Raw genomic sequence first — 23,701 nt, 5'->3', positions numbered from 1 at the left:
TTTGTTTATTGAGGGTGGCTTTTTATTTTGTTTAATCTTTCATTGTTTCCTCTATTACATCTGCCAGGACGTCTATTGTCCGAAATTCTTCTTCAAGAGTATTTTCCACTCCGCCTATATTCAATAATACTGTTTGATCCAATAAATCTTGATTGTAGGTATTCTGTTCTTCAGGATTTTCTTTCGATTTCACTAAAACTCCTCGGGATAGCCCAGGTATTTTTTCTTCCATTTTTCCACTCACAAACTTCGCAAATTTCAGATTTTCTTCAAAGTTGCTGCTGGACCTTGATACAATGAACACCATTCTTGCATACTCTTCATTTTCTACTTTAAGAGTCGTTTCAGCCTTTTCCCTTGAGTCCCGATGGATATCCAATGCCATCTCTATAGTTTGATGATCTCTAAGTACCTCTTTGAATTGTTCTCTCGACACTTTATACGAATCCTCAAATGACCAATTGCGTTCGTCTAATATTTCCACGAAATCTTTTTGTTCATGAATGACGTTTATACCTTTTTTGTTTAATTGTTGTTGAAGCCGTTCTCCCACTAATGTAATATTCGTTGAATCATCGAACGCTTCAGAAGCTTGATTTGTGGATAATTCGGGGATAAATGACTCTTTGTTATGTGAGTGATATACGTAAACAGCAGGTTGTTGCTGCTCACCGATAAGAAAGGAGTCATCGTTTAAGAGTGATGCCACATTTCGATTGATGGTGGTGGTTCCGTCGAAAAATAAAAGCCAGGAAGCTACGATGAAACAAAGGGTTAATCCGATTGAGGTCAAGGTTCTGTTTTTATACCGACGCCTTTTGCTTTTCCTTCTCGCAGACTTCTCTAATACATGCTGAGTGGTGGAAACAAAATCCTTCCTCGGTTCTAAAGGATACGTCTCTTTTATTAGTTGGATGATTTCCTTTTCACCTTGCATGCCTTAATACCTCCTCTGCATCTACGTTTATCTTCTTTTTCAGCTCTTTTAAAGCCCTATGGTAGCTTACCTTTACTTTGGATTGACTGCACTGAAGAATTTCAGAGGTTTCTTTTACTGAGAATTCATTGATCCCCCTGAGGATAACGATGGATCTGTAATCGGGTTTCAAGCTGGAAATGGCATCATGCACCGTTTTCTGTAATTCTTTTTCTTCCATCTGTTCGATTGGTTGTTTAGTAGTGGAAACTATTTTTTTGAAGAAGCCTTCTTTGAAGATGGAAACAAATTTCTTCTTTCGAAAATGATCAATGGCGACATGTTTGGCGATGGATAGAATCCAGGTTTTAATGGATGATTGCTGATTATAATGGGATAGATGATTGAGTACGCGGATAAATACTTCCTGTGTTAAATCCTCAGCGTCGTTTCGGTTACCTGAGAAACAGATCAGAAATTTATACACGTCTAAATAATGCGCCTGATATAGTTTGGAAATGGTGACCTCAAGATCCTCTGAATCAAACAAGCTTCTCCCCCCTTTTTCTCCATTCATATATTATTCGAATGAACCCACTAAAAGGTTACAACTTTTTCCAACTTTTATAATACAAGTGACCTGACGCTTCTGTAGACATGTCAGTTGACAAGGTATTGTCGTCAACTGAAGTTTTTTCGACAAACGGAACATAAATTAGGCTTATAGAGGTCAATGGATGGTGCAGGACTTCCATTGACCTCTATAAGCCCTTAGATTGAAGGATTTACACACTATTTTCATCAAAATCATGTCTACAACGGGGTTTTCTATGTAAATAGGGGTGATGAAGTGCCTTTCATCTGCTCAGTATCGATTCCAGCATCATTTAGTTCAATGGATTTCAACTACCTATCTACCCTGTGATAATCCCTTCTTCAACCCCAAACCGGATGAGACCTTCATAAGGATCTCCCGTAATGTCTAATAGCTTACAAAACGCAGGCTCTGTCTTGTATCCTTGGTTTTTAAGATGTATCACTTTCTGTTGAAGTGCAGGATATCTTTGCAACAGTTCATGTTCAATCATCATATGGAGGTACGCATGTTGCTTATGTACCGGTTGGGCTTGGCCAAACAGCTCAAACTCAAAATCTTTAAAGGTGAAATTCGCCTTCACGACTTCTTTCCCATTAATCGTTTTCCTTTTGATTCTAAAGCCATCAATTTTGTTGTATAACGTTTGAAGTAATTCTTCAAATGACTCTAATTCTTGTACTTCCATAATAATGTCCAGGTCTGAGCCAGGAATGTCTATACCAATGGGCAGCGTTCCGCATAGAACAGGATTGTAGGCACTCAACTCATTCATAATATCCAGTTCCTTGATGGCTGAGTATGCGTCTTGTTGCTTTTCCGTCCCCATTTTCATTCTTTCAAATAAATCTATCATCGGTACACCACCCTTGCCTGACAATCTTCAAAATGCAATATATAAAACCTAAATGCTTGGTATAAAAGATTGATCCCTTACCACCACTGTTTCAGGCACAAACTTTATTAAAATATTGCTATCGCCTAACCCCTGAAATCTGGGATCCCACTTCTCTTCTTCTGATCCAAGATAACGCTCGAGTAACCGTGATGCAATCGTCTTATTAAAAGGCTCAACCGTGGCTTTACCTCTGAACCCTGCATGTAATACTTTTCCTGTTGTATGATCGAGATCTACGATACCAATGGCACACCCCGGATTTTCTTCGATTCTCCCGGGAAAACTGTCTGAAGACGGAGTCCCAATAATATAGATATGTTCATTTTTCCAGTAGAACCAAACAGGTGACTCTCTCGGCCCTTCCTTCGATAATGTAGAAAGGTGCGCAAATAGAGGTTTTTTAAGCAATTCATCCAGATCAAAGCTTTTATTACCATTAATAATTTCCAAGTCTATTTCATCCTCTCATTATATAAAACTTACAATGTTTTATACCTTCGTCCCATTGTAGAAGGAGAAAATGTTATTCTATATTTATCACCAAGCTCCTGCTTGGCATGTTCAGTTAAAATTTCACCTTCCCTATTATGTTCCTCTTCCATTTCGATTCCATTTGAAATGATTTCATCTATATCCCAATCAATCCATTTCCCGTACTTACTTGCCCAATCTATCAATTTCTTCTTTAACTCAATTGATAACGGAGTGTCCTCTAACTCCAAATTACAACCGCAATCAACACACCAGATAGGATCTGCTCCAACATCCGCTTCCATTTTCAAGTTAAAGGTTTCTTTTTGCTCACAAAAACAACGCATATAATTGAGACACACCTAGTCATTTAATGACACTACGTCAATACCAGTAAATGGTTTTAATTCGAAACCAATTTGTTTATTTTTTTGTTGTCCACTCATACTGAATATCCGGTAAATTTTCTTCATTCTCATTTCCTCTGCCAATGATGATAAATCCATGCTTTTCATAAAATCGTTGTGCCTTTTGATTTATATCAAATGTATAGAGGGTAAGTCTTCCACTTGAATGCTCTTTTGCTTTATTAAGCAGTGCTTTACCGATACCGATCCCCTGATATCCAACATGAATATACAGTTGGCTGATTTCTGTTTTATTATAGGCAATCATGCCAACTACTTTCTCATCGATTATCGCTAAATCGATTTGGAACTGCTCGGATAATCTATGATTGATAAAATCAACATGATCTTCAAAGGTGTGAACTTCTTTTTGTCCGATAGCCTGCTCCTTGCTTTCCCGCCACATTTTCACGGTCTCTGATGCATATTTGGGATGATACTGGATGATCATGTATGGGTTTTGTTTCACATTCTATTCCTCCATTGGATTTAGTCAAGAAAATACTGGATTAGGAGTCCCTTATTTACTGAACCTTGGTTTACTAAAGAAAGCTCCTAGTAACATTAATAACATCGCCGAAAGCATCCCGATTGCTTCTTGGTTAAATAACATAGAAACAGGTATGGATAACGCTGCAAGCATAAAAAAAACCTTCATCAACATTTGACTCCTCCTAACAAAACGTCACGATCGTTATTTCAGTTCCATGTGATACCACCAAAGCACACATTCCAATTATTTCAAACTATCTATGTTTTAACAATCCCTATGCCTGTATTAGGAAATTCTCCCCACTTTACTATTATCCTTTGTATTAACGGGCTGTGTGTGATACTATATAAACCATCTTGAAATTGACCTCAAGTTTCAATAAGAAAACCCATCTCTGTTTTAGAGGTGGGTTTTCTTTGTATGTGACGAGAAGCGTCGGGATGGTTCTAATGCTTCCTACGTAATGAAAAAAAGCACGAGTTCCGTCCCTGCGCTTCTCTAAAAAACTTCGGTCAAATCCTGTTTAAACCCCATACCAATTACTTTAAGGGTGATGAATCCTCACATGAATCCGTCCAGCAAATATCAAATAATCGCGCTTTTCTGCTGACCTGCCTCTTAAACCCATTCTTCCCCATGTTCACGAATAAACTTTATATCTTTTTGATAATGCTCATGGTGCCCTTCATCGATCATCTTTTGAAAAGCAAGGTCACCTTCACCGGCTTTTCTTTTCATGTATTTACATAATCCCTCTAATCGGAGCAATACCATCTCCAAATAACCTTCTTCCATTCCCTCCATACCGTAGGATCCAAAAAACAATGTCACTCTTTGTTTTATACGGTCGGCATCATGTGTTGGGTCGTAGTGAATAGCTTCACCCGTTTCGGTATGATAATGCCTGCTTAAAGGAACGCAGGTGTAGAGAGTATAAGCGATATCCCAAAGTCTCGGACCTGGTCCCGCAACATCAAAATCAATGATACCTACTGGTTTTTCTTGATTAAAAATAATATTGTAAATGGCAAAATCATTGTGACATACTACCTCAATGCTTGCTGGTGTATTGTCCATGGGTTGCCATTCATCCGATAATGGAAAGTCACTCACAGCATCATGGTAACACCGGAGCATCTTCGCTATTCCTTTTAAAGCATCATTAGACCACATGTATTCTTTTAAAGGATAATTGCCGGCTTCTCCATTAATAAACGACAATATCTCTCTATCTTTTTCATCAATGCCTAAAAACTTCGGTGCAAAATCAAAACCTTTACTTTCCAAATGCTGCAATAACGTATGGATTTTACCACTATCAGGCTTCAATTCCCGTCGAATAGTATCTCCCGAACGATATACGTCCGAGACATTCCCTCCTGTTAGCATTTCTTCGTTTTCATTCTGACTTTTCATTTAGATTCCCCCAATTTAGGGACGCTGTGATTGTGTCAATTGAGATGTATTTTCACCCATAAATAAAAGCAGATATACAAAGGTATCTGCTTGGCAATGGGAATATAATTGTCCACATCATTTATCCCTTGAATGATTTCAGATAGACAAATAAACGCATCCTTAAGAATCAAGGACCGCCGCCTGTCTCTATCCAATTAACTAATCATTTCAAGGTATTCCACATGTGTACTATAGATTCCCCTTTCTTTACATCTCTACATTATATAATAACAAATATCGCTAACTAAAAACACAGAAAATGTCGAAGTTTTTCGATAATTCCTTCGTGGAAACGTCGGGATTTTTCCGTAACCTCTAGACTAACATCAACAATATCGAGCTAAGAGAAACCAGGGAACAAATGGACAAAACGACGAAAGGCTTTGCATGTCCGTTTTTGAACGAAGCATAGGACATGACAGTAGTGGAGAATAAAAATATCATCTGCATCATTAAGGATTGTTCAAATGGGCCAATATAAAATAGCAACGAGATCAACAGTACAGATACTCCTAATATAATTGCAATCTGCTTTTTCATTAAACACCTCATTGACAATTGAGAGATTACTATACGAGTGGTAAAAGGAGGGATTCCTTTCCCAATCTTTAGCTATAGCAATACACAATTTTCTATTTTAACGATATGATTCTATTTGTAATCTCAGATTTTAACATTCTGCGTGATCACCCCTTATGAAGTACACAGTATATAGCTTGTATAGCCTCTCACGATATCCTATAATGGAAAATATTATATTTTTTGGAGATGAAAATCATGAAGTCAAATGCTATAACCCCTACAGTTAAACTAGTTGAGTTTAATGAACAATACACACCTCAATTGTCCAACTTTTACTTGCCTGAAGATCAACTAGAATTTACTAGTCTCCCTTTAGAAAAAATCAATCATCCGAAAGTCTCCAAAACTTCTATTCATTTATTAATCATGAGTAATAATGAACCAGTCGGATATTTTGCACTAGAAGATGGGGAAAAGGTTCTTAAGTATAGTGACAATCCAAAGGCCAGAATCTTAACATCTTTTTCAATTGATTCGAAGTTTCAAGGAAAAGGACTGGCAAAACAAGGATTAAAACTCCTTCCTTCTTTTGTGAAAAACGTTCTGCCTGATATCAATGAAGTGGTTCTTGGGGTTAACAAAAGGAACACTGCTGCCATAAATCTCTACCTGAAATGTGGTTTCGTAGATAAAAAACAAATGTACGAGGGACCTAAAGGACCCCAACATGTTTTACACTTGATTATTTAATTTACCTGGGGCGGCATAAGCTCCTTATTGTGCTAGATGGATGGATCTCGTTTCTTCCATTATACAAACGCCTTTAACAGAATAAAGAAAAGCTAAAGATCAACTGCATGATCTTCAGCTTTTCTTAGCCACTCCTTGGACAAGAAATAATCGTTCCTGATCACTGTGAAATGTAATATTTCTCCCGGAAAATTGGACTAAGTTCACTCCACACATCAAACTTATTTCCATCTAAATCATAAAAAACAAAATTCCTTCCAGAGTGTCCTCTGTTTTCTATATTGCCAACCCGAATCCCATTACCTATAAAATCCCTATGCATGGTTTCTAAAGCTTCTAAACCATTCACTTCAAATGTTAAAGAAAAGCGTTCCTCTCCATAAACATCTATGAAATTAGCACTTTGATTTTCTTTTGATTTAACAAGAAAAATACTTTGGTTTGCAAGATTCAAGATGGCTTTATCTTCATCTTTATAGCTTAATTCTGCATCCAATTTATTTATGTACCATTCAGATGAAAGATCCACATTCGTTACTGGAATATAGGTAGTACCAACCCTTAATAATTTTTCGCTCATTTAAAATTCCCTCCCGCATTCAGATATAGTAAACATTCTCTTTTCATATGTGTTTACCCTGCAGGAATTTCCATATTTTTCATAATACTTTTCTCCCAATCTTCACTGATGACGTTGATTCTTCTCTATATTCTCCAGATTCACAAATATCGAGCATGGCCTCTTTCACTTCACGTTCAAATAATGAGACGTCACTTCCAATAAAACGCTTAGACCCATAGGATGTTGAATAAAGGTTCCCTAATAATGACTCAATAGTCCAAGTGGTTTCGTATGTCGGTAAAGTGTGAACTTCAAGGTTAAATTTAGATTGGGATATGACTTCTTCATGACTGGTAACAGGATGAGTATAGGTTGAATTTCCAGCTTTTCGATCTTTTCCATACCATTTTTCGATCACTTCATTAAACCTTATTTGCCAAGGTTTCAACGTTTTATTGGGCTCATAATTATCAATGATCGCTACCCCGCCACCAGGGGAAATCATATCAAATAATTCCTCTAATACGTTTGGTCTGTCCATCCAATGAAAAGCCTTGGCTATCGTCACGAGAGAAAAATGCTCATGATTCTCAGTGTTGTACTGTTCCAAGGTTCCATTGAACCATTGAATCTGACCAATTCTTACTTCCTGGTGAATACGCGTAGCTTCTTCAATCATTTCCGGTTCAACATCTATACCGACTATTTTATGACACCAATCTGAAAACCTTATGGTAAGCTGCCCTGTACCACAGCCTAAATCAAGGAGGTTCTGCTCCCCATTTAAAGAGAACGTTTCAACCAGAAATCTTATTAAAGCAGATGGATACATAGGTCTGTATTTCGAATAATATCCTGCAGAGCCCTTAAATAAATCTTGCCCGTACTTGTTCAAGTTTGTAATCCTCCCTTCAATCTCTATTCGCAAAATTTTAATATGGAATACACCTTCAAGTCTTTATGTTCCCCTTTAACATACATTACTTTTCTACTTATCCCTTCAAAAGACATACCTAACTTTTCCATAACACGCTCTGAACCCTTGTTTTCTAAAAAGCATCTCGCCTGAATACGGACTAAATCCATATGTTCGAATCCAAAAGATATGACTGCATTTGCTGCTTCGGTAATTAAACCTTTGCCCCAGTATTCTTTAGATAGAACATATCCAATTTCAGCACTATTGTGTTCCGGCTGCCACCAAACAAAGTGAACGGTTCCAATCAATTGACCATTCTCCTTAAGCTCAATCCCCCATGGAGCATCGTATTGAGATAAAAACCTATTTATAAATTTCTTTGTATCTGTCAACGAAGAATGAGTATCCCAAGTTACATAATCCGTTACTTCTTCATTCGAAGCATATACATACATATCTTCTGCATCATCTAATGTGATTTTTCTAAGGATGAGACGTTCCGTTTCGATTTGAGGAACATCACCAAATTTTTCTGTAATGTTCATGAATTCACCACACCACCTAATAAAATTTACAAACTGATCATTATTTACTTGAATATCTACAATTAATGTTCTCTTTACATGAATTTGACCACAAATATAATAAGTATATATAATGCACTTGTGCTTTGATTAAGGAGGATTATTTATGAATTTTGAGAGATTACGCTTCTACTCATTTGAAATATACTCTAAAAAATAATAATTAATGGAGGTTTCAAATGAGAGAAGAAATACCAGATTATAATTTATTTATGATATGTAATAAATTAGATACCTCTGCTACAACTAAAATACCTGAAGGCTTTCACGTTCGTTTTTGTAGAATAGATGAAGTAGATATATGGAAGAGAATGCCCTTTGATACAATAGATTTAGCTACTCAATACCATAATTTCATGACGGAATTTTTCAATCAAGTTTATTTACCATTTGGTGACTTATTCTTTAAAAGGTGTTTATTTGTATGTGATGAGAGTGATACGCCTATAGGAACCTGCTTTTTATGGAAAGCGTATAACAAGGTCTGGACCGTTCATTGGTTCAAGGTAAACAAACATTATGAGGGAAAAGGTATTGGGCGCAGTTTATTATCATATGTCATGCATACCTTATCTCAAGGGGAATACCCAGTGTTTTTACACACACATCCTACCAGTTATAGAGCAATAAAATTATATTCAGATTTAGGGTTCAAATTGTTGACTGACTCAGTCATTGGCCAAAGGACAAATGACCTGAATGAAAGTTTACCGATATTAAAAAAGTTTATGCCCGATGAGGATTTCAATGGCTTAGAGTTTCAATCAGCCCCTGAATTTTTCTTGGACGTTGTAAATTCTTCATTAAAAGATGAATTTTAAATAAGAGATGTCCTTTTGGGCTTCTCTTATTCTTTTCAAATTCTATGGTCAATATCTCATTAAACTGCCGCCCTTTAACTTCATGATCATTAATCATATACGGTTTCTTTACTAGGATCTCTTAAGAATTCAAATAGCATGTTAATCTGAGTTTCTGTATTCCTTCCGATTGATAGCTCCGGCAAATTCCCTTGTTCAAAAAAATGAACTCCTTTTGTTTCGATTCCACTCCTTTCCTTTCCACCAGTCACCTCACATTGAAGAAATATTTTATAGTAATGATACGGTTGCGAGGGATGGGGATGCTTGTTCATATCGAGCAGTGCAAGTAATTTTACAGGAGTTACATCATATCCAGATTCTTCTCTTATTTCTTTTACGATGTTTTCACTTGGAGACAAACCTACATCACAAAATCCACCTGGCAAAGACCATTTATCATCAATTTTCTCTCTTACCATTAGAATTTTGTTATCCTTAAATACGACACCGCGCACATCAACTTTCGGTGTCTGATAACCTGATTCGTTCGTAAATAATTCCCTTATTTTTATCATTTCTAAATCCGTGTATTCCTCCATGATCTCCGCACTGATCGTTCGTAATTCTTCATATCTCTCAATATCGTAAACATCCTTTGAAAAGGTCAGCCCTGATTGAGATAATGCTTGAATCCTTTTTGCCCATTCTAGCCATTTGTCACTCATAGTTCTTGCACCACCTTATACTTTCTTACACATGAGTATGTTAACGGACAATCGTCACCCCTTACTTCATGGTTTTCTTCCACTCTGACTTACTCAATCTGGCCCGATAAACGAAAAGACGCGTAATTCGATGAGTGCGCCCTAACTATTCTTTTAGCAAACGTTACTGCAGAATATTATCACATTACCAACCTAATCGATCTCGAAGCGAAGTGATATGCGCAACATGATGTCGCCCGTGCCAAGCGTAGATCCCAATATTAATACCTAACTTAACAACACCTGATTCTGGGTGTTGGAAAGTCTTCCCTAGATCAACTGCTTTCATAGAACGTAACAGACAAACCCATCTACTGTGTAACGCTTCTATAAGTTTTAATGAAATGTCTATTGGTAACTCTGAATCAGGGAGCTCAGCCCATTTCCCTTCTTCATAAAGTTTAATGGTGGGATTGTTTTCTGTGAGGGCTAACTTAAAACGAGTGTAGCTATTTAAATGACTGTCGGCAATGTGATGGATTACTTGACGAATGGTCCACCCTTCAGAACGGTAAGGTGTATCTAACTGTTCACCTTTTAAACCCTTCACAGCTTCTGTTAATTGAAATGGAAGTTCTTCAATCTCTATTATCCACTTCTCTAATACTTCGATTGTAGGCTCACCTTCATAATTAAACTTTCCAATCGGATAACGTAAATCCATTTAAACGACTCCTTCCTATTTGGTTTTCTAAGATTAGAAAAGGGATGAAAACTGGGTTGTACCATTTTGATTACATCACTTCATTGAATTTAACTACTTATTAAATATAATCCTAAGATTTCTGAAGATCTAATATATTATAGAGAATGTAAAACCTGGCTTGCATGTAGAAATAATTATAAAGTGAATTTCCCACCATGATAGCAATAGTAATTTTCAGCTTTAAGATTTTTAATCTTGGTCAAAGACTGTTCTGCTTGCTCAACATTTAAACAAAAGTGTGGATCACATTACATAGCTATAGTTTAACAAACAATTCTAAATTTTGTATAATATTCGTGGTGATTTAAGGAGGCATAAGATGAAAAAATTAGCTGTATTCTGAGGATCTAGCCCTGGTGCTTCAGAATCTTATATATTGGGGGCAAAAAATCTAGGAAAAGAATTTGTTAAAAGGGATATTACCCTCGTTTATGGTGGGGCACGTGTAGGACTGATGGGAGCCATTGCGGATACTGTAATAGAAGAAGGCGGAAATGTAATTGGTGTTATGCCCAGCTTTCTAGAAAAGAAAGAAATAGCACATAAACGTCTAACTGAACTCATCGTTGTAGATTCTATGCATGAAAGAAAAACCAAAATGTCCGATTTGGCTGATGGATTTATTGCATTACCAGGTGGTCCAGGAACAATGGAGGAATACTTCGAGATTTTTACTTGGTCACAATTAGGGCTTCATCAAAAGCCTTGTGGTCTTTTGAATATTAATCATTTTTTTGATCCACTATTAGCTTTGTTTAAACATATGACAAAAGAGCACTTCCTAAATGAAAAATATCTGTCCATAGCAATGTCAGATTCTAACCCATCCCGTTTATTAGATCAATTTTATGCCTTTGAGCCGCCAAAGGTAAAAACTTATATCACTTCTAAAGACGAGACTTAATAAGAAGACACAGACCAAAGAAAATTTCTTTGGTCTGTGTTTTTAGTTTAAAGATAGACAACAGGGGAAGCGTCGGGATGGTTCTAATGCTTCTAAAGTATTGCAAAAATGAATGACTAGATCTGTCCCGGCGCTTTCTTAGAATAATATATTACTGAAAAATTGAGATCGATTCTTTTAGCAGTCCTAACATATTCAAATTTGCTTTCAAAAGTACAGCCAAAGTTGTTAAATAGGACAATACTGATTGACAATCTCCAGAAGATGCTTTGGTTTTTCTGATGAAACACACTCAGACAATCTCGCCGCGGCTATAATTGGCGCCCATTGATAAATTTCATCTTTAGACAAACCGCTCTTCTCACAATATAGACGCATATACATATCAGCCAATTCCACTGAAAACTGGGAATACAAAAGATACGTTCGATATACGTCAGCACGTATATCCCCTGCACTAGAATCAACCCAGTCGATAATGGTGACGTTATGATCTGACAGAATTAAGTTGAATAAATGAAAATCCCCATGACAGAGCTTTTCGTCGAAGGTCATTGAATCCAGTTTTTTAATTAAGGTAGATTTAAGTTTAATATCCAATCCTGGTGCAATTTCTATTTGTCTACTTAATTTTTCAGACATAGGTTCAATAGAATCAGCTTTGATTTTATGTATTTTCATTTGTATATCAACCGAAATGTTCATATAATATTCCGTTTTTTCCATGTTATCTGTTAGAAAATCCCCTATAGTTCTCCCTTTTATGTGTTCCATTATGATTACTTGTTTACCATCTATTTTTGTTACATCAACTATTTCCGGCACAGAGAGTCCACACGAATAAGCATACTTTTGCTTATAAGCTTCATTAGTAGATTCCTGATCTGGTAATGAGTCATTAAAAACTTTGAAAACCTTGTTTTCACAGTGATACACTTTTGCTGTATTTCCGATGGCAATAGGAGTTCCTAAATTCATTGTTTTTCACTCCTTTTACTTGTTTTTTTAAAAAGGATGGATGTGTCTCACGCTTCCTTTTGCCTATAATCTGCTTCCGAGAATAGGGTTCCCCTACAGATATTGGTATCTTGTTGACTTTGAAGGACTCTATTAAACATAGAGATGATAAAAGAATCGAGAGACTCATCTGATTCGATAGAATTTATTCTCCCTATTCAAACGTCACTCCACTTTGCAGTTGTTGCTCATGAGTATTCTCCACAATCGGCCCAACTCATGAAGCTGGTCTAATCTCACCAGTGTACTTGAAGTTTATTACCACTTGGGTCATAAAAGTGGAAAAAGGCATGACCATTATCTTCTTTTATATCCTCGACCTTAACTTGATTATCCATTAAATATTGATGAAATTTAGATAATTCCGGGCTTGTAAAGCCAATGCTAAATTCTGGTTCATTATCAATTGTAAAATGTGCAAATGTTTCATCTTCAGTAGGAACTAAGATAAGTAAGAAAGATCCTTCATTTACTTTTATAACCGCAAGTCCCTCAGTAATGTTTACTAACTGGAGCCCTAATATATCTCTATACCATTGTGCAGACAGTTCTAAATCTTTTACAGGAATTCTAATATAATGTACTTGTTCAATAAATGATTTACTCATACTCTTCTCTCCTTTATTTCATTTGGTATATCAAATAGTTTCCTTAATTTCCACCTATACTAAGTACCTTTCCAACTCATCTTTTTGACGTAAATGATGACGAAAATGCATTCCGACCAAATCAAACCATTCCTTTGCATTCAGCCAGCCGAATCCTCCATGTTCAACTTTATTTTCTGGGTGTATATAATCCACTTTCGTTTCCCAATAAGTCAATCGTTGGATTAATTGTTCCATCCTGCTAATTAGTTCTTCCTTGCTGTCTGAATTATTTGGTGGAGCATTTAGTTCATCTGGTAACCTTATTTTAATAGGTGGAAAACCTCCGTTCTCAAATAATTGCTCACCAAATTTTGTTTTCCCAAGGGGTTGTTCCTCATTCAATGCAGCACATTCTTCCATACTATCAAGATACTCATGGCCAACAACAATTAAATGGTCATACATCTGTCCAATTGACCACACCTGTTCTTCTGATATATACCTTAGCTGTTCTAATGAATAATTGTTTAGGTCACCTTTGAAAGTAATAAGAAATTTAATGTCATTCATATAAATACTTCCTTTCTATTTACTGGATTTCCAGTGAAGGTTCTGAGGCTTCCAAGTTGATGAAAAAAGTAGCATGGGTTACATCCTCACCACCACTTCCTGGATAACCAGGATAATTACCCCGCATAAAACGCATACACTTTAGATAGATTACCTCTTATCCCATTAACCCCTTTCCATTCGGCATACTCGTCAGGTATTTCTAAGCTAGAAACAAAGACTTCGAATGGCACACCATTTTTCACTGCTTCTTTAGTTTTTTCAATCAAAAAGGACAGATACTTCTCTAGAGTACACACCAATTCATTCCCCCCTGGAGATCCATGACCAGGTACGACAATTTCAATATCCTGTAGCTTCACCTTTTTTAGAATGGCACAAAATTCTTCCGTATCATAAATCGGTAAATGTAAATCAACTGTTACCAGATCACCCATAAACCCAACCTTCTCTTGGGGTAAGTACAGAAATGTGTCACTGGGGGTATGGCCTCCTCCAAAACAGTGCAGTTCAACCTTTCTTTTTGAGCCTTCAATCACCATCTTTTCTTCAAAAAGAACGGTTGGGAGCACGAGCTTCATAGTAGGTAAGTCTTTTAGAATGGCTGCCATTTCCTTATATTGATTAGTGAGACTGGCTTTCAAGACTCTATCTGTAGTTATCACGATTTGACCTTTTAGCTTATTCAAATAGCCTTCCGTTTCTTCTATTTCTGTCTGCAAATCTACAATTTTATTTTTCTCTTCAAGCCATTCCCTTGTTAGAGAAGTGGAAATAATCGTTGTATCTGAAAATGCTTGATTTCCAAATATATGATCTCCGTGATAATGACTGTTGATCAGGTACTTCACTTTTTTCCCAGTCATCTCTTCAGCCTGCTTCCTCAACTCATAGCCAGCGGAAGGAGTGGCAAGTGAATCGAACACCAGCAATTCCTCACCCAGGTCAACAATACCGGCATTACTCCAAGCACCTTTTCCCGGCTTAGCGATAGCTGCATAGACTCCGTCACATAAGGCGTATAGACTAAAATAATCAGTGTCTTTTATTTTCTCTTTCACTGTTCTCACCCTCAGGAACTATAATGGTTGTTGAAGCTATTACTTAATTCCAATTATTTCAAATCAATGATAGAAACTCAATAATTAATTCCCATAAAAAAGAAACTTATCCTAATGCAGATAAGCCCCCTACTCTGGAATGATAGCTTTTCTATTGTAAACGTTCACGATTATTTTTAGCATTACATATTGACTTGCCGGCCTTACGGATAGCGTCAATTTCAGCGTGGGCAGTCGCATCTCGTTCCGGATGTAATCTATTATGCCCTTTTGAAATGATGTACTGATTTTCATCCACTCTAATAGCCCCAAGTGGATATGTATTCTCATCAAAAGATTTTTCTGAAGAGCAAACTCTATAAGATATCTATCTTTATTCATGCTTTTTTCATGGTATTTCTCCCCTCAGACACTATTCCCCATCCACCGAAAATCTTCCTAAATAAAAGAGAACCGCGACTAATTTCGGTTCTTGCCGCTTATTATTGATTAGAATTCACCTTTCTAGTGATTTTCACACTTCTTCATAAAGTTCTTCTTAGAAAATTAAGCGAAACGTTCTCTTATCTCTCACATAAATTCATACTACTTGCTGAATTGGTAAATAGTATCCATGAGGTGATAATGTGGATGAGAATAAATTTAAACTCACATCTTCCGAAATAGGAACACTTTGGGGAGAGTATGTAAATGGCACAGCCGTTGATATTGTAAATAGATATATGGTCTCCATTATTGAAGACGAGTCAATTAAGGCTATTTTTGAGGATGCTATTAAGACGTTTGGGAAACAAAAGAAACAAATAGTAACCTTTATTGAGAACGAGGGGTTTCCAGTTCCAATTGGATTTACTGAGTCTGACCTTTTTAAAAGTAAACAGAGATTGTTCACGGATATATTTTGCCTGAATTATTTACATATCATGACATTACATGGTTTGTTAGGGCACAGTACTTCATTAGCTGTTTCTGTTAGAAAAGACTTAAGAGAATTTTATGACTCCTGCAATAACGATGCAAAAAAAATGTATCATCAAACAATTGAGTTATTGCTTGAGAAGGGAAGTTTTCAGAGAGATCCTTTATTTTATCCAGCTAAAAACCCTGAATTTATTTCCAGCCAAGATTTCACTGATGGATTTTTCCGAAAAGGTAGAAAGTTAGCAGCGACAGAAATCATTAGTATTTCTTTCAACCTTAAAAAAAGCATTATGGCTAAAACTCTTTCTATTGCATTCAGTCAAGTCGCTCAAATAAAAGAAGTAAGAAAGTTCTTAACGGATTCCCAGAACACGGCTGATGGTCAAATAAAAACATTTTCAAGAATAATGCAAACAGATAACTTACCAGTTCCGAAATCTTGGGAAACAGAAGTGACAACTTCAACGGACTCTCCATTTTCCGATAAGTTAATGATGTATCATATCGGTTTCTTATTTCAAGCTGCACAAAACTATCATGGGGCAGGACTAGCATCAGCCATGCGTACAGACCTTGTGACCGCTTATGAGGGTACTATTCTCAAAAATCTTATGGTAACAAAGAAATGGTATAATATTATGGTACAAAATAAATGGTTGGAACAACCCCCACTTGCTCCTAATAGAAAAGAAATTGCAAAAGAAGTCTAGTAAGTACAATTGATGGGGTTTATTGAGTGAATAAGAATATATTTGAAAAATTATTATGGAGCATTGCACTCCCCGGATTCGGACAGTATATAAACGGAAAGTATTTTAAAGGAACCGTTTTATTAATACTTGAATTTCTGATTAATATACAATCCAATTTCAATCAGATTATACTTATGAGTTTTCACGGAGAAATTGCCAATGCAATAAAATATGCGAATTATCCGTGGTTGATGTTTTATCCCTGCTTGTACTTTTTTTCTATGTGGGATGCAGTTAAAGACGCAGGAGGAGACAAAGCTCCTTACTCTTTCCTTCCGTATGTGTTCACTGCGTTTTTTGTAACTGTTGGATTAATTTTCTCCCCTGACTTAACGATATTTGGCGTGTTATTGGGTCCTATATGGCTCCCAATGTTGTTTGTTTTTCCTGGAATAATATTCGGATTTATTGTTGGAAAAATCTCAAATATAATATCTTAAAAAACCATCACTTATAATATTTTGAAGATGGTTTTTTTATGTTGAATTGCATGAAAGTTTAACTAAACTTCTTTGAGAGATACCTCTTTCAATTTTGTTAATTCTCACACCTTCTTCTAGTGTATCAGTATGAATAAGTAAATATTGAACAACTAGCACCACAATAAAATGATTATACACCCCACAGTCTTCGAACATCCACTAACTCCTTTTCTATGAATTCCATTCTATAAATATCAGGTTTGGATGTGCTATGTGAAAAATCCAAGTCATAGTTATTATCGAAATATCCCATCATCAAGGTCATAACAGCCCCGTGTGATCCTATTACGATATGTTTATCTCTAAAAGTTTCTAATAGTTCTTTTAAAACGTTAGTTGCCCTTTTTTGACAATCAGCATTTGATTCTCCTCCCTCTGGAGCGAAATTTGAATCCACGAATGACTTCTTCAACAGTGGAACCAATTCCTTATCAGAAACTCGATTATCTTCAGAAGAAAAGATCCTCTCTTTTAAATCTTCATATACTAAAACTTCTTGACCTATTTGTTCAGCCAACTTTTCGACAGTTAAGATGGAACGTAAATAGGGGCTTGAAACAACTGCGTCAATCTTCTCATCTTTCAATATGTCAGTTACCCGTTTTGCATCCAAATGACCTTTTTGAGTTAATCCTCTTGTTCTTTCATTTCCTTCCTTTGGTGACTCACCGTGTCTCACCATGTAAACAAACGTACTCATCGTTTATTTGCCTCCATTAAAGTTCGATTTATAACATTGTCCCAATATCATGGCCAAAACCCCGGCAGGTTAAAGCTTCACCGTGCTTGGGGTCATGCCATAATAATGAAAAAACTATCCTACTCTACTGCTCTGCCACGATAAACTTTCAGAGTGATGACATTTAGTAGAATCGTAACGGTGAGAAGAATTGCTGAGACATAAGCCACGGCATACATTGTGTCCATAAGAGCACTCCAATCTTCAACCGTTACTTTATAGTAGGTATAAAAAATCTGGAAACATAGGGAAATACCACAAGCACAGATACTGATCATGGAAAGAACAACCCAATTTATATTCTGTTTTTTATCCCGGGTAAGATTCAAAATAGGGAGTATCCAAGCAATCAGCCCAAGCAAGAGGCTCCCAAGATTAAGTAAACCAAACATATTTAATCCCCTTTTTTCTTATTGTTTAGTAGACGAATGACTCTATGTAATATAGCTTATTAATCTATCAAAAGAATCGATCTCGGTATATGGTTTGATATCGCTATCATTCTTGATCCTGTTAGGATTGAACCATATCCCCTTAATATGTGAATGTTGACAGCCGGCAATATCCTTTTCTAAGTCATCTCCTACGAATAATGCATCTTCCGGTTGCACATTCAGCTTATGCAACGCTAATTCAAATATGCGTTTGTCTGGTTTACTAAATCCCACTTCTTCAGAAATAATGATTGTATCAAAACAACTTTCTAAACGAGTGTTCATTATTTTAGCTTTTTGTCTCTGAGTGGAGCCGTTGGTTATAATGGCAACTTTAACGTGCTGCTTTATGGTATTTACGATATTCAAAGTATGCTGATTTATAGAAAAACAATGAGGGAAATGATGATTCCAAAAATCTTGAATGTCATGGCGCGGTAATCTATTATGCGGTGGGAACACATCAAATAATGATTCCAAAACGTTTATTTTATTGTTATCTCCATAGCTCCCTTTATCGTATTCTTTGAACCTATGCAACATTTCGATTTTTGCTGGATGAGGAACATCCTCATAACACTTTTCTAAAATAACCGAAAACATTTTATCTACTGCCTGATCCCTATCAAGTAAGGTATCATCTAAATCAAATAGCATGGCTTTATAACTTTTCAAATAACTTCACGGCCTTTCTTGCATTGTATAATCCTCACATTTACTTACCAATTCTAGAATGTCTTTGATCAGCCGCACTTAGTATCAATAATATGGCAAAAAAATAAACAACGCTTCCTATAATCATCTTTGTCCCATTGCCTAAAGGGAATAAAAGTGACAAGAAAAATATACATAATGGACTAAATAATATTAAAGCTAAGCCTATTGTAAATGCCACTTTCTCAGGTATTGCTTTAATTTTACCTAACATTTTTCACCTTCTCTAATAAGATCTGTTTACTTATTAATCTAGGTTAGAATTAAGAATTTTCCAGAAACCATAGTACAATGAAGGTGATTAATAGAACACCCCACACAATAAATGAAAAAGTTCTTCTTTTATTAGCATATTTAATGAATTTCGTTCCGATAAATTCAATTATTACACCTAGTAGAAGCAAGATACACATCAGGGCAAAATTATTCAAACTATTAACTCCTTCACAAACTTATTCCGTTTAACCGCCCGTTTATCTAAGTAAAAAGGGTGGCTGATAAACTGTAGCATTCGAGCAGATCACTGTTATGTAGTAATCGCCCTTCTATCCTGGATACCCTTTTAATCAAAAAACTTCATATGTGCCTTCTCTTCTCTATAGTAATCCAATCTGTCTTGTAATGTACCTGTATGAAATTCAAATTTATGGCCATCCGGGTCAGTAAAATAGATGGACTTTTTATCTCTTTCATCTCTTGGACGACCTGACAAGATATTTACATTTAATTTCTTTAGTTTGTCGTACATACTATCAAAATCCTTTTCTTCAATGGAAAAGGCAATATGGGTGTAGGATTGGTGTATTTCATTGCGGGGGATGTCTTTCTCTACATTAAGGGCAAACCACATACCCTGTACATCCAAGTAAGCCGTTTTTCTACCCATTACTAATAATTTTGCATCAAATACTTTTTGATAAAATTTAATGGACGTTTCTAAATCTGCAACTGAAAATAGAAAATGATTAAGCCCTTTGATTGTCATTTATTCACCTCAATCCTTTACTACATTTTAAAATGAAGAAGGAACTCACTGTTGTTATCTTCGCATCCTACTATCTACTCCTGGAATATTTTATGTACACAATCAATAACAATGTAGGGGCGATTATCAGTCATGCTCAATAATACGAAAATCTGGAGTTCAGTTGTTCGATCGCCCCCTTGGCTTAAGTGAATAATCTCACAATACCCCCTTATACTTAACAAGAAATGGTGTTAACAACGAACCAACCAAGAGAATGTATATCCCTATTACAAAAGTTAGAATAAAATTTTCAAAAGGGGATAGGAAATTAAAAAAAATCAGTGAAGGTACAATTGTGCAAAAAACAAATGAAAACCTCCCCAAAATGGTTATTCTGTGTTCCGTTCTACAGTTATTACACTCTATTGGTTTGTATATCCATACAAAAGAAGTATAGATTTCACTCCAGCTAAATTGAGTATTACATTTATCGCATTTCTGCAAAATAAAACACCTCGATATTAGAGTTTCTCGAATAAACTACATCCTGTTTTTTCCTCCGTTAGCTTAGTAAAAAGCCTTTAATTGATACAAATAATGAAAATAAAAATACACCAACAAGTAACAATCCATTTGCTTTTCGTTCTTTTTGAATTTCTTCTATACCCATAACCAACATTGTTAGACCTAAGAGAAAAATCATAATATGGTTAAACTGAAAATTGTTTGTAATCAGTCCAAAGATAGCAAATGATAAAGTAACTATTGATAGAACATATCGTAAAATCTTCAACAAAATCCCCCCGTCAACTTCTTTGATAAAACAGACCTTTAAGTCAATACCAATTATTTCAAAATATCACCTGTAACTCAATGATTAATTTCACAATAAAGAAGCTTATTTTGTTCCAGATTAAGCACTCTTGAAGTTGAATTTCGTTACAGATTTTATTTCACGCTGGCCATATTGCGGAACAAAAATAGAAGCTCTCTCTTTTGCTATCCATGTTCAACAAATCTTTAGACGAGTTCACTACCTTGCTCAATAGGGTTTTTATGCACCATTTCGAACAGTTCATTTAAGAACACACCTATGATCAATACAGAAAAGTACGAAAGGTCATTGAGGAGATCTTAGAGACCTTGGAGGCAGAAGGATGCTGGTTTGTGCCAGTGAATGAGCTTCAAGGAGGAGAATGAGGGAGCATTCACAACCATCCCCTAGTAATTGTATACCTAACATGGATGAACTGATCTCTATGTTGAAAATCGCGAAATTTGACGAAATATGAAAGCGTCAGGTCTTTTTCTATTTATTCAAACTATGATTTAATGGATATTTGTACTGGGTACTAAAGATTATCTATTAAAGTAGTAAAGGATTGATGCAAATGGACAGGTCCGTTTTTAGGATCTCGGTAGGAATTGCAGTGGTTTTTGTCCTGATAGGGGTATTGATACCTGAACAATTGGGATCTGCAATGGACGTAGCAAAGGGATTCGTACTTGAGAAATTCGGCTGGTTTTATCAGCTGGTCGCCACCTTTTTTCTAATATTTGCCGTGTTTATGATTTTCAGTAAATATGGAAAAATCAAATTAGGAAAACAAGATTCACAACCCGAATTCAGCAGACCGACTTGGTTTGCTATGCTATTTTCGGCCGGAATGGGGATCGGTTTGTTATTTTACGGAGTCTCTGAACCAATTTCTCACTTTTCCTCGCCACCTGCAGGAGAAGGCGGGACGGCCCAATCGGGAATTATGGGAATGCGATATACCTGGCTTCATTGGGGACTGCATGCCTGGGCGATTTATGCCATCGTTGCATTGGCACTGGCCTATCAGAAGTTTAACAGAGGGGCTCCTGGATTAATGAGCGCGACTCTTCATCCTGTAATTGGTGAAAAGGTGAAAGGCCCAATCGGTAAGACAATTGATGTTGTCGCCGTGTTTGCGACATTATTTGGCGTTGCGGCATCATTAGGATTGGGATCTCAACAGATCAATGCTGGACTGGAGTATCTGATTGGAATTCCGAACAACTTTTTTGTCCAGTTCATCATCATGATGATCATCACTGTACTTTTCATTGTTTCAGCGACTACAGGCATTTCGAAAGGAATCAAGTTATTAAGTAATATCAATATGTCGTTAGCTGTTTTATTGTTTATTGTCATGCTCATACTTGGTCCAACGTTATTCTTGATGAACATGTTTACCACCACCATGGGTAGCTATTTGCAAAATGTCGTTCAAATGGGCTTGCGCTTGTCTCCTTTCAATGCGGATGAAGCTGCGTGGACCCAAGGCTGGAGTGTGTTCTATTGGGCTTGGTGGATTTCCTGGACTCCGTTTGTGGGAATGTTCATTGCACGTGTGTCCAAAGGACGTACCATCCGTGAGTTCACGATCGCGGTCCTATTAGTCCCATCCCTTGTATGTGCCTTATGGTTCACTGTATTCGGCGGAACAGGAATTAACCTCGAGATGGTGGAGGGCTTGGATGTTTCAGGACAAAGCCTAGAAACGGCTCTATTCTTTATTTATCAACATCTTCCGTTTGGTGCGCTTCTATCGGTGTTGACTGTGGCACTTATCACAACTTTCTTCGTCACATCAGCCGACTCCGCAACCTTTGTTCTTGGAATGCTCACAACAGGTGGGAAATTAAACCCTCCTAACGGTGTGAAGATGGTATGGGGAATTATCCTGGTCGCATCCACCCTTGTTCTGATGGCGTCCGGCGGCCTGTCAGGACTGCAGACAGCAATCATCGTAAGTTCACTTCCGCTTACATTCGTCGTGCTTGTCATGTGCTATGGATTGGTCAAGCAGCTTGGAAAAGAATATGACATCCAAATGAATAATTGGAAAACGAATGAAAAGGATAAATCAAATCAAAAGGCAGGCTAAGGAAATTACCTGTCCCATATAAGCGGTTCCGTTTTTGGAGGGAAAAACTCAAATTACACCTTAATTAGTTATGGAAATAACAGAGAAATTGGCACAGCATTTAGCACTGTATTTAAACAGTAAAAACCCAGAACCAAGTGTGGTTCTGGGTTTTTGAATTTTCATTAAAGCGCCCTATAATGGAAAATAACTCGATCTAACTCATGAGATTATAGAAAAAACTGTTCTTCAGAACTTACTTGTAATCCGTTTCTTTTGAGTAATGCAGTCGTGACTCCATTTCCAACAATTTTCTTACTTTTAAATTCACCATTAAAAATCATTGAACTTCCACACGATGGGCTATACTCTTTAAGAACAACTACATTTGCATGAACCTCTTTGGCCTTTTTTAAAGTAGCATAAGCCCCTCTTATGTACAGTTCCGTAACGTCTCTACCTGACTTCTCGACTACTTTAGCTTTCCCATCCAATACATCTTCCCCGTTACCACCTACTATTTCAGCAGGTTCTCTGGGGGTTGAAAATCCACCAAGTAATTCCGGGCATACAGGTATTGCCTTATTCTCTTCTATTAGTTTACTAATCTTATGATCTAGACAATGAGTACCGTTATATCTTACTTCCAATCCTGCTAAACAAGAACTCACTAATATCATTGATGACACCTCATTTTAATAACATCTAATAAACTTGTACAACTAACTCCACGTTAAATGAATAACTTAAAGCTTCGTTTTACTCTCGAATAATTCCTTTTCTTATTCCAGAATCGCTCTCCTATTTC

The 23,701-nt window shown here is 36.5% G+C and carries 32 protein-coding genes and 2 pseudogenes; 6 read left to right on the top strand and 28 right to left on the bottom strand.

The window, feature by feature from the left end:
- Nucleotides 1-31: 31 nt before the first annotated feature.
- The 9 genes from ACYH0O_RS05560 to ACYH0O_RS05520 all read right to left on the bottom strand — a co-directional run bounded on the left by ACYH0O_RS05560 (nucleotide 32) and on the right by ACYH0O_RS05520 (nucleotide 5,778).
- On the bottom strand, nucleotides 32-937 hold the full coding sequence (locus ACYH0O_RS05560) for a stage II sporulation protein P (RefSeq protein ID WP_482631519.1): 906 nt from the start codon (nucleotides 935-937) through the stop codon (nucleotides 32-34).
- A complete protein-coding gene (locus ACYH0O_RS05555) occupies nucleotides 927-1,466 on the bottom strand; it encodes an RNA polymerase sigma factor (RefSeq protein WP_482631518.1) in 540 nt (179 codons plus the stop codon). The genes ACYH0O_RS05560 and ACYH0O_RS05555 overlap by 11 nt, the downstream gene beginning before the upstream one ends.
- Nucleotides 1,467-1,830: 364 nt before the next feature.
- Complete coding sequence (locus ACYH0O_RS05550) at nucleotides 1,831-2,367, bottom strand: DUF4269 domain-containing protein (RefSeq protein WP_482631517.1); 537 nt, start codon at nucleotides 2,365-2,367, stop codon at nucleotides 1,831-1,833.
- A 48-nt stretch (nucleotides 2,368-2,415) separates the two neighbouring features.
- Nucleotides 2,416-2,859 (bottom strand): pyridoxamine 5'-phosphate oxidase family protein, encoded by a 444-nt coding sequence (locus ACYH0O_RS05545; protein ID WP_482631516.1) that lies wholly within the window; start codon nucleotides 2,857-2,859, stop codon nucleotides 2,416-2,418.
- 29 nt (nucleotides 2,860-2,888) lie between these two features.
- Complete coding sequence (locus tag ACYH0O_RS05540) at nucleotides 2,889-3,227, bottom strand: hypothetical protein (protein WP_482631515.1); 339 nt, start codon at nucleotides 3,225-3,227, stop codon at nucleotides 2,889-2,891.
- A 76-nt stretch (nucleotides 3,228-3,303) separates the two neighbouring features.
- Complete coding sequence (locus ACYH0O_RS05535) at nucleotides 3,304-3,738, bottom strand: GNAT family N-acetyltransferase (RefSeq protein WP_482632503.1); 435 nt, start codon at nucleotides 3,736-3,738, stop codon at nucleotides 3,304-3,306.
- Between the two features lie 69 nt (nucleotides 3,739-3,807).
- The gene (locus ACYH0O_RS05530; protein ID WP_482631514.1) at nucleotides 3,808-3,951 is read right to left on the bottom strand and encodes a hypothetical protein; all 144 of its coding nucleotides are present in this window, start codon (nucleotides 3,949-3,951) and stop codon (nucleotides 3,808-3,810) included.
- Nucleotides 3,952-4,398: 447 nt separating this feature from the next.
- Entirely contained in the window at nucleotides 4,399-5,196 is a 798-nt protein-coding gene (locus ACYH0O_RS05525; protein ID WP_482631513.1) for a phosphotransferase family protein, read from the bottom strand.
- Between the two features lie 357 nt (nucleotides 5,197-5,553).
- Nucleotides 5,554-5,778 carry a hypothetical protein gene (locus tag ACYH0O_RS05520; RefSeq protein ID WP_482631512.1) on the bottom strand — a complete coding sequence of 75 codons (225 nt, stop codon included), beginning with the start codon at nucleotides 5,776-5,778 and terminating at the stop codon, nucleotides 5,554-5,556.
- A gap of 237 nt (nucleotides 5,779-6,015) precedes the next feature.
- On the opposite strand from ACYH0O_RS05520, the gene ACYH0O_RS05515 reads away from it, so the two are divergent.
- Nucleotides 6,016-6,510, top strand: a complete 495-nt coding sequence (locus tag ACYH0O_RS05515) for a GNAT family N-acetyltransferase (RefSeq protein WP_482631511.1) — start codon at nucleotides 6,016-6,018, stop codon at nucleotides 6,508-6,510.
- A 160-nt stretch (nucleotides 6,511-6,670) separates the two neighbouring features.
- Here ACYH0O_RS05515 and ACYH0O_RS05510 read toward each other — a convergent pair whose 3' ends face one another.
- The 3 genes from ACYH0O_RS05510 to ACYH0O_RS05500 all read right to left on the bottom strand — a co-directional run bounded on the left by ACYH0O_RS05510 (nucleotide 6,671) and on the right by ACYH0O_RS05500 (nucleotide 8,536).
- Nucleotides 6,671-7,090, bottom strand: a complete 420-nt coding sequence (locus ACYH0O_RS05510) for a VOC family protein (protein ID WP_482631510.1) — start codon at nucleotides 7,088-7,090, stop codon at nucleotides 6,671-6,673.
- A 79-nt stretch (nucleotides 7,091-7,169) separates the two neighbouring features.
- Nucleotides 7,170-7,967 (bottom strand): class I SAM-dependent methyltransferase, encoded by a 798-nt coding sequence (locus ACYH0O_RS05505; RefSeq protein ID WP_482631509.1) that lies wholly within the window; start codon nucleotides 7,965-7,967, stop codon nucleotides 7,170-7,172.
- A gap of 23 nt (nucleotides 7,968-7,990) precedes the next feature.
- Nucleotides 7,991-8,536 carry a GNAT family N-acetyltransferase gene (locus ACYH0O_RS05500; protein ID WP_482631508.1) on the bottom strand — a complete coding sequence of 182 codons (546 nt, stop codon included), beginning with the start codon at nucleotides 8,534-8,536 and terminating at the stop codon, nucleotides 7,991-7,993.
- A gap of 218 nt (nucleotides 8,537-8,754) precedes the next feature.
- Between ACYH0O_RS05500 and ACYH0O_RS05495 the strand changes: the two genes are divergently transcribed.
- Nucleotides 8,755-9,396 carry a GNAT family N-acetyltransferase gene (locus tag ACYH0O_RS05495; protein ID WP_482631507.1) on the top strand — a complete coding sequence of 214 codons (642 nt, stop codon included), beginning with the start codon at nucleotides 8,755-8,757 and terminating at the stop codon, nucleotides 9,394-9,396.
- Nucleotides 9,397-9,485: 89 nt separating this feature from the next.
- Here ACYH0O_RS05495 and ACYH0O_RS05490 read toward each other — a convergent pair whose 3' ends face one another.
- The 3 genes and pseudogenes from ACYH0O_RS05490 to ACYH0O_RS05480 form a co-directional block, all read right to left on the bottom strand.
- The gene (locus ACYH0O_RS05490) at nucleotides 9,486-10,103 is read right to left on the bottom strand and encodes an NUDIX hydrolase (RefSeq protein ID WP_482631506.1); all 618 of its coding nucleotides are present in this window, start codon (nucleotides 10,101-10,103) and stop codon (nucleotides 9,486-9,488) included.
- Between the two features lie 184 nt (nucleotides 10,104-10,287).
- Complete coding sequence (locus ACYH0O_RS05485) at nucleotides 10,288-10,806, bottom strand: YfiT family bacillithiol transferase (RefSeq protein WP_482631505.1); 519 nt, start codon at nucleotides 10,804-10,806, stop codon at nucleotides 10,288-10,290.
- Between the two features lie 176 nt (nucleotides 10,807-10,982).
- Nucleotides 10,983-11,093 (bottom strand): annotated as a pseudogene (locus ACYH0O_RS05480) (MBL fold metallo-hydrolase); the annotation flags it as partial.
- Nucleotides 11,094-11,167: 74 nt separating this feature from the next.
- Between ACYH0O_RS05480 and ACYH0O_RS05475 the strand changes: the two are divergent.
- Nucleotides 11,168-11,752 (top strand): annotated as a pseudogene (locus tag ACYH0O_RS05475) (LOG family protein).
- 228 nt (nucleotides 11,753-11,980) lie between these two features.
- Here the strand turns inward: ACYH0O_RS05475 and ACYH0O_RS05470 are convergent.
- The 5 genes from ACYH0O_RS05470 to ACYH0O_RS05450 all read right to left on the bottom strand — a co-directional run bounded on the left by ACYH0O_RS05470 (nucleotide 11,981) and on the right by ACYH0O_RS05450 (nucleotide 15,357).
- Nucleotides 11,981-12,730, bottom strand: a complete 750-nt coding sequence (locus tag ACYH0O_RS05470) for a phosphotransferase family protein (protein ID WP_482631504.1) — start codon at nucleotides 12,728-12,730, stop codon at nucleotides 11,981-11,983.
- A gap of 275 nt (nucleotides 12,731-13,005) precedes the next feature.
- Complete coding sequence (locus ACYH0O_RS05465) at nucleotides 13,006-13,377, bottom strand: VOC family protein (RefSeq protein WP_482631503.1); 372 nt, start codon at nucleotides 13,375-13,377, stop codon at nucleotides 13,006-13,008.
- A gap of 54 nt (nucleotides 13,378-13,431) precedes the next feature.
- Entirely contained in the window at nucleotides 13,432-13,929 is a 498-nt protein-coding gene (locus ACYH0O_RS05460) for a DinB family protein (protein WP_482631502.1), read from the bottom strand.
- A gap of 116 nt (nucleotides 13,930-14,045) precedes the next feature.
- Entirely contained in the window at nucleotides 14,046-14,990 is a 945-nt protein-coding gene (locus ACYH0O_RS05455; protein ID WP_482631501.1) for an MBL fold metallo-hydrolase, read from the bottom strand.
- 151 nt (nucleotides 14,991-15,141) lie between these two features.
- Complete coding sequence (locus ACYH0O_RS05450; protein WP_482632502.1) at nucleotides 15,142-15,357, bottom strand: deaminase; 216 nt, start codon at nucleotides 15,355-15,357, stop codon at nucleotides 15,142-15,144.
- Between the two features lie 259 nt (nucleotides 15,358-15,616).
- Between ACYH0O_RS05450 and ACYH0O_RS05445 the strand changes: the two genes are divergently transcribed.
- Both ACYH0O_RS05445 and ACYH0O_RS05440 read left to right on the top strand, forming a co-directional pair.
- A complete protein-coding gene (locus tag ACYH0O_RS05445) occupies nucleotides 15,617-16,621 on the top strand; it encodes a DUF3231 family protein (protein ID WP_482631500.1) in 1,005 nt (334 codons plus the stop codon).
- Nucleotides 16,622-16,647: 26 nt separating this feature from the next.
- The gene (locus ACYH0O_RS05440; RefSeq protein ID WP_482631499.1) at nucleotides 16,648-17,103 is read left to right on the top strand and encodes a hypothetical protein; all 456 of its coding nucleotides are present in this window, start codon (nucleotides 16,648-16,650) and stop codon (nucleotides 17,101-17,103) included.
- A 172-nt stretch (nucleotides 17,104-17,275) separates the two neighbouring features.
- On the opposite strand, the gene ACYH0O_RS05435 is transcribed toward ACYH0O_RS05440, so the two are convergent.
- From ACYH0O_RS05435 to ACYH0O_RS05405, 7 genes are all read right to left on the bottom strand, one after another.
- Nucleotides 17,276-17,845 (bottom strand): histidine phosphatase family protein, encoded by a 570-nt coding sequence (locus ACYH0O_RS05435; protein ID WP_482631498.1) that lies wholly within the window; start codon nucleotides 17,843-17,845, stop codon nucleotides 17,276-17,278.
- Nucleotides 17,846-17,964: 119 nt separating this feature from the next.
- Nucleotides 17,965-18,276 carry a hypothetical protein gene (locus ACYH0O_RS05430; protein WP_482631497.1) on the bottom strand — a complete coding sequence of 104 codons (312 nt, stop codon included), beginning with the start codon at nucleotides 18,274-18,276 and terminating at the stop codon, nucleotides 17,965-17,967.
- Nucleotides 18,277-18,318: 42 nt separating this feature from the next.
- Entirely contained in the window at nucleotides 18,319-18,975 is a 657-nt protein-coding gene (locus tag ACYH0O_RS05425) for an HAD family hydrolase (RefSeq protein ID WP_482632501.1), read from the bottom strand.
- A 58-nt stretch (nucleotides 18,976-19,033) separates the two neighbouring features.
- Nucleotides 19,034-19,246, bottom strand: coding sequence for a hypothetical protein (locus ACYH0O_RS05420; protein WP_482631496.1), 213 nt, complete (start codon nucleotides 19,244-19,246; stop codon nucleotides 19,034-19,036).
- Between the two features lie 348 nt (nucleotides 19,247-19,594).
- A complete protein-coding gene (gene fosM / locus ACYH0O_RS05415) occupies nucleotides 19,595-20,017 on the bottom strand; it encodes a FosM family fosfomycin resistance protein (RefSeq protein WP_482631495.1) in 423 nt (140 codons plus the stop codon).
- A gap of 198 nt (nucleotides 20,018-20,215) precedes the next feature.
- Nucleotides 20,216-20,503 (bottom strand): TIGR04104 family putative zinc finger protein, encoded by a 288-nt coding sequence (locus tag ACYH0O_RS05410; RefSeq protein WP_482631494.1) that lies wholly within the window; start codon nucleotides 20,501-20,503, stop codon nucleotides 20,216-20,218.
- Between the two features lie 58 nt (nucleotides 20,504-20,561).
- Complete coding sequence (locus tag ACYH0O_RS05405; protein WP_482631493.1) at nucleotides 20,562-20,792, bottom strand: DUF3953 domain-containing protein; 231 nt, start codon at nucleotides 20,790-20,792, stop codon at nucleotides 20,562-20,564.
- 592 nt (nucleotides 20,793-21,384) lie between these two features.
- Between ACYH0O_RS05405 and ACYH0O_RS05400 the strand changes: the two genes are divergently transcribed.
- Nucleotides 21,385-22,914 (top strand): glycine betaine uptake BCCT transporter, encoded by a 1,530-nt coding sequence (locus ACYH0O_RS05400; RefSeq protein WP_482631492.1) that lies wholly within the window; start codon nucleotides 21,385-21,387, stop codon nucleotides 22,912-22,914.
- 209 nt (nucleotides 22,915-23,123) lie between these two features.
- Here ACYH0O_RS05400 and ACYH0O_RS05395 read toward each other — a convergent pair whose 3' ends face one another.
- The gene (locus ACYH0O_RS05395) at nucleotides 23,124-23,573 is read right to left on the bottom strand and encodes a 2-thiouracil desulfurase family protein (RefSeq protein ID WP_482631491.1); all 450 of its coding nucleotides are present in this window, start codon (nucleotides 23,571-23,573) and stop codon (nucleotides 23,124-23,126) included.
- Nucleotides 23,574-23,701 lie beyond the last annotated feature (128 nt).

The organism is Rossellomorea sp. H136 (assembly GCF_056838065.1).
Note: the sequence above shows the minus strand (reverse complement) of the source record. Positions and strands in the feature narration are given on the sequence as shown.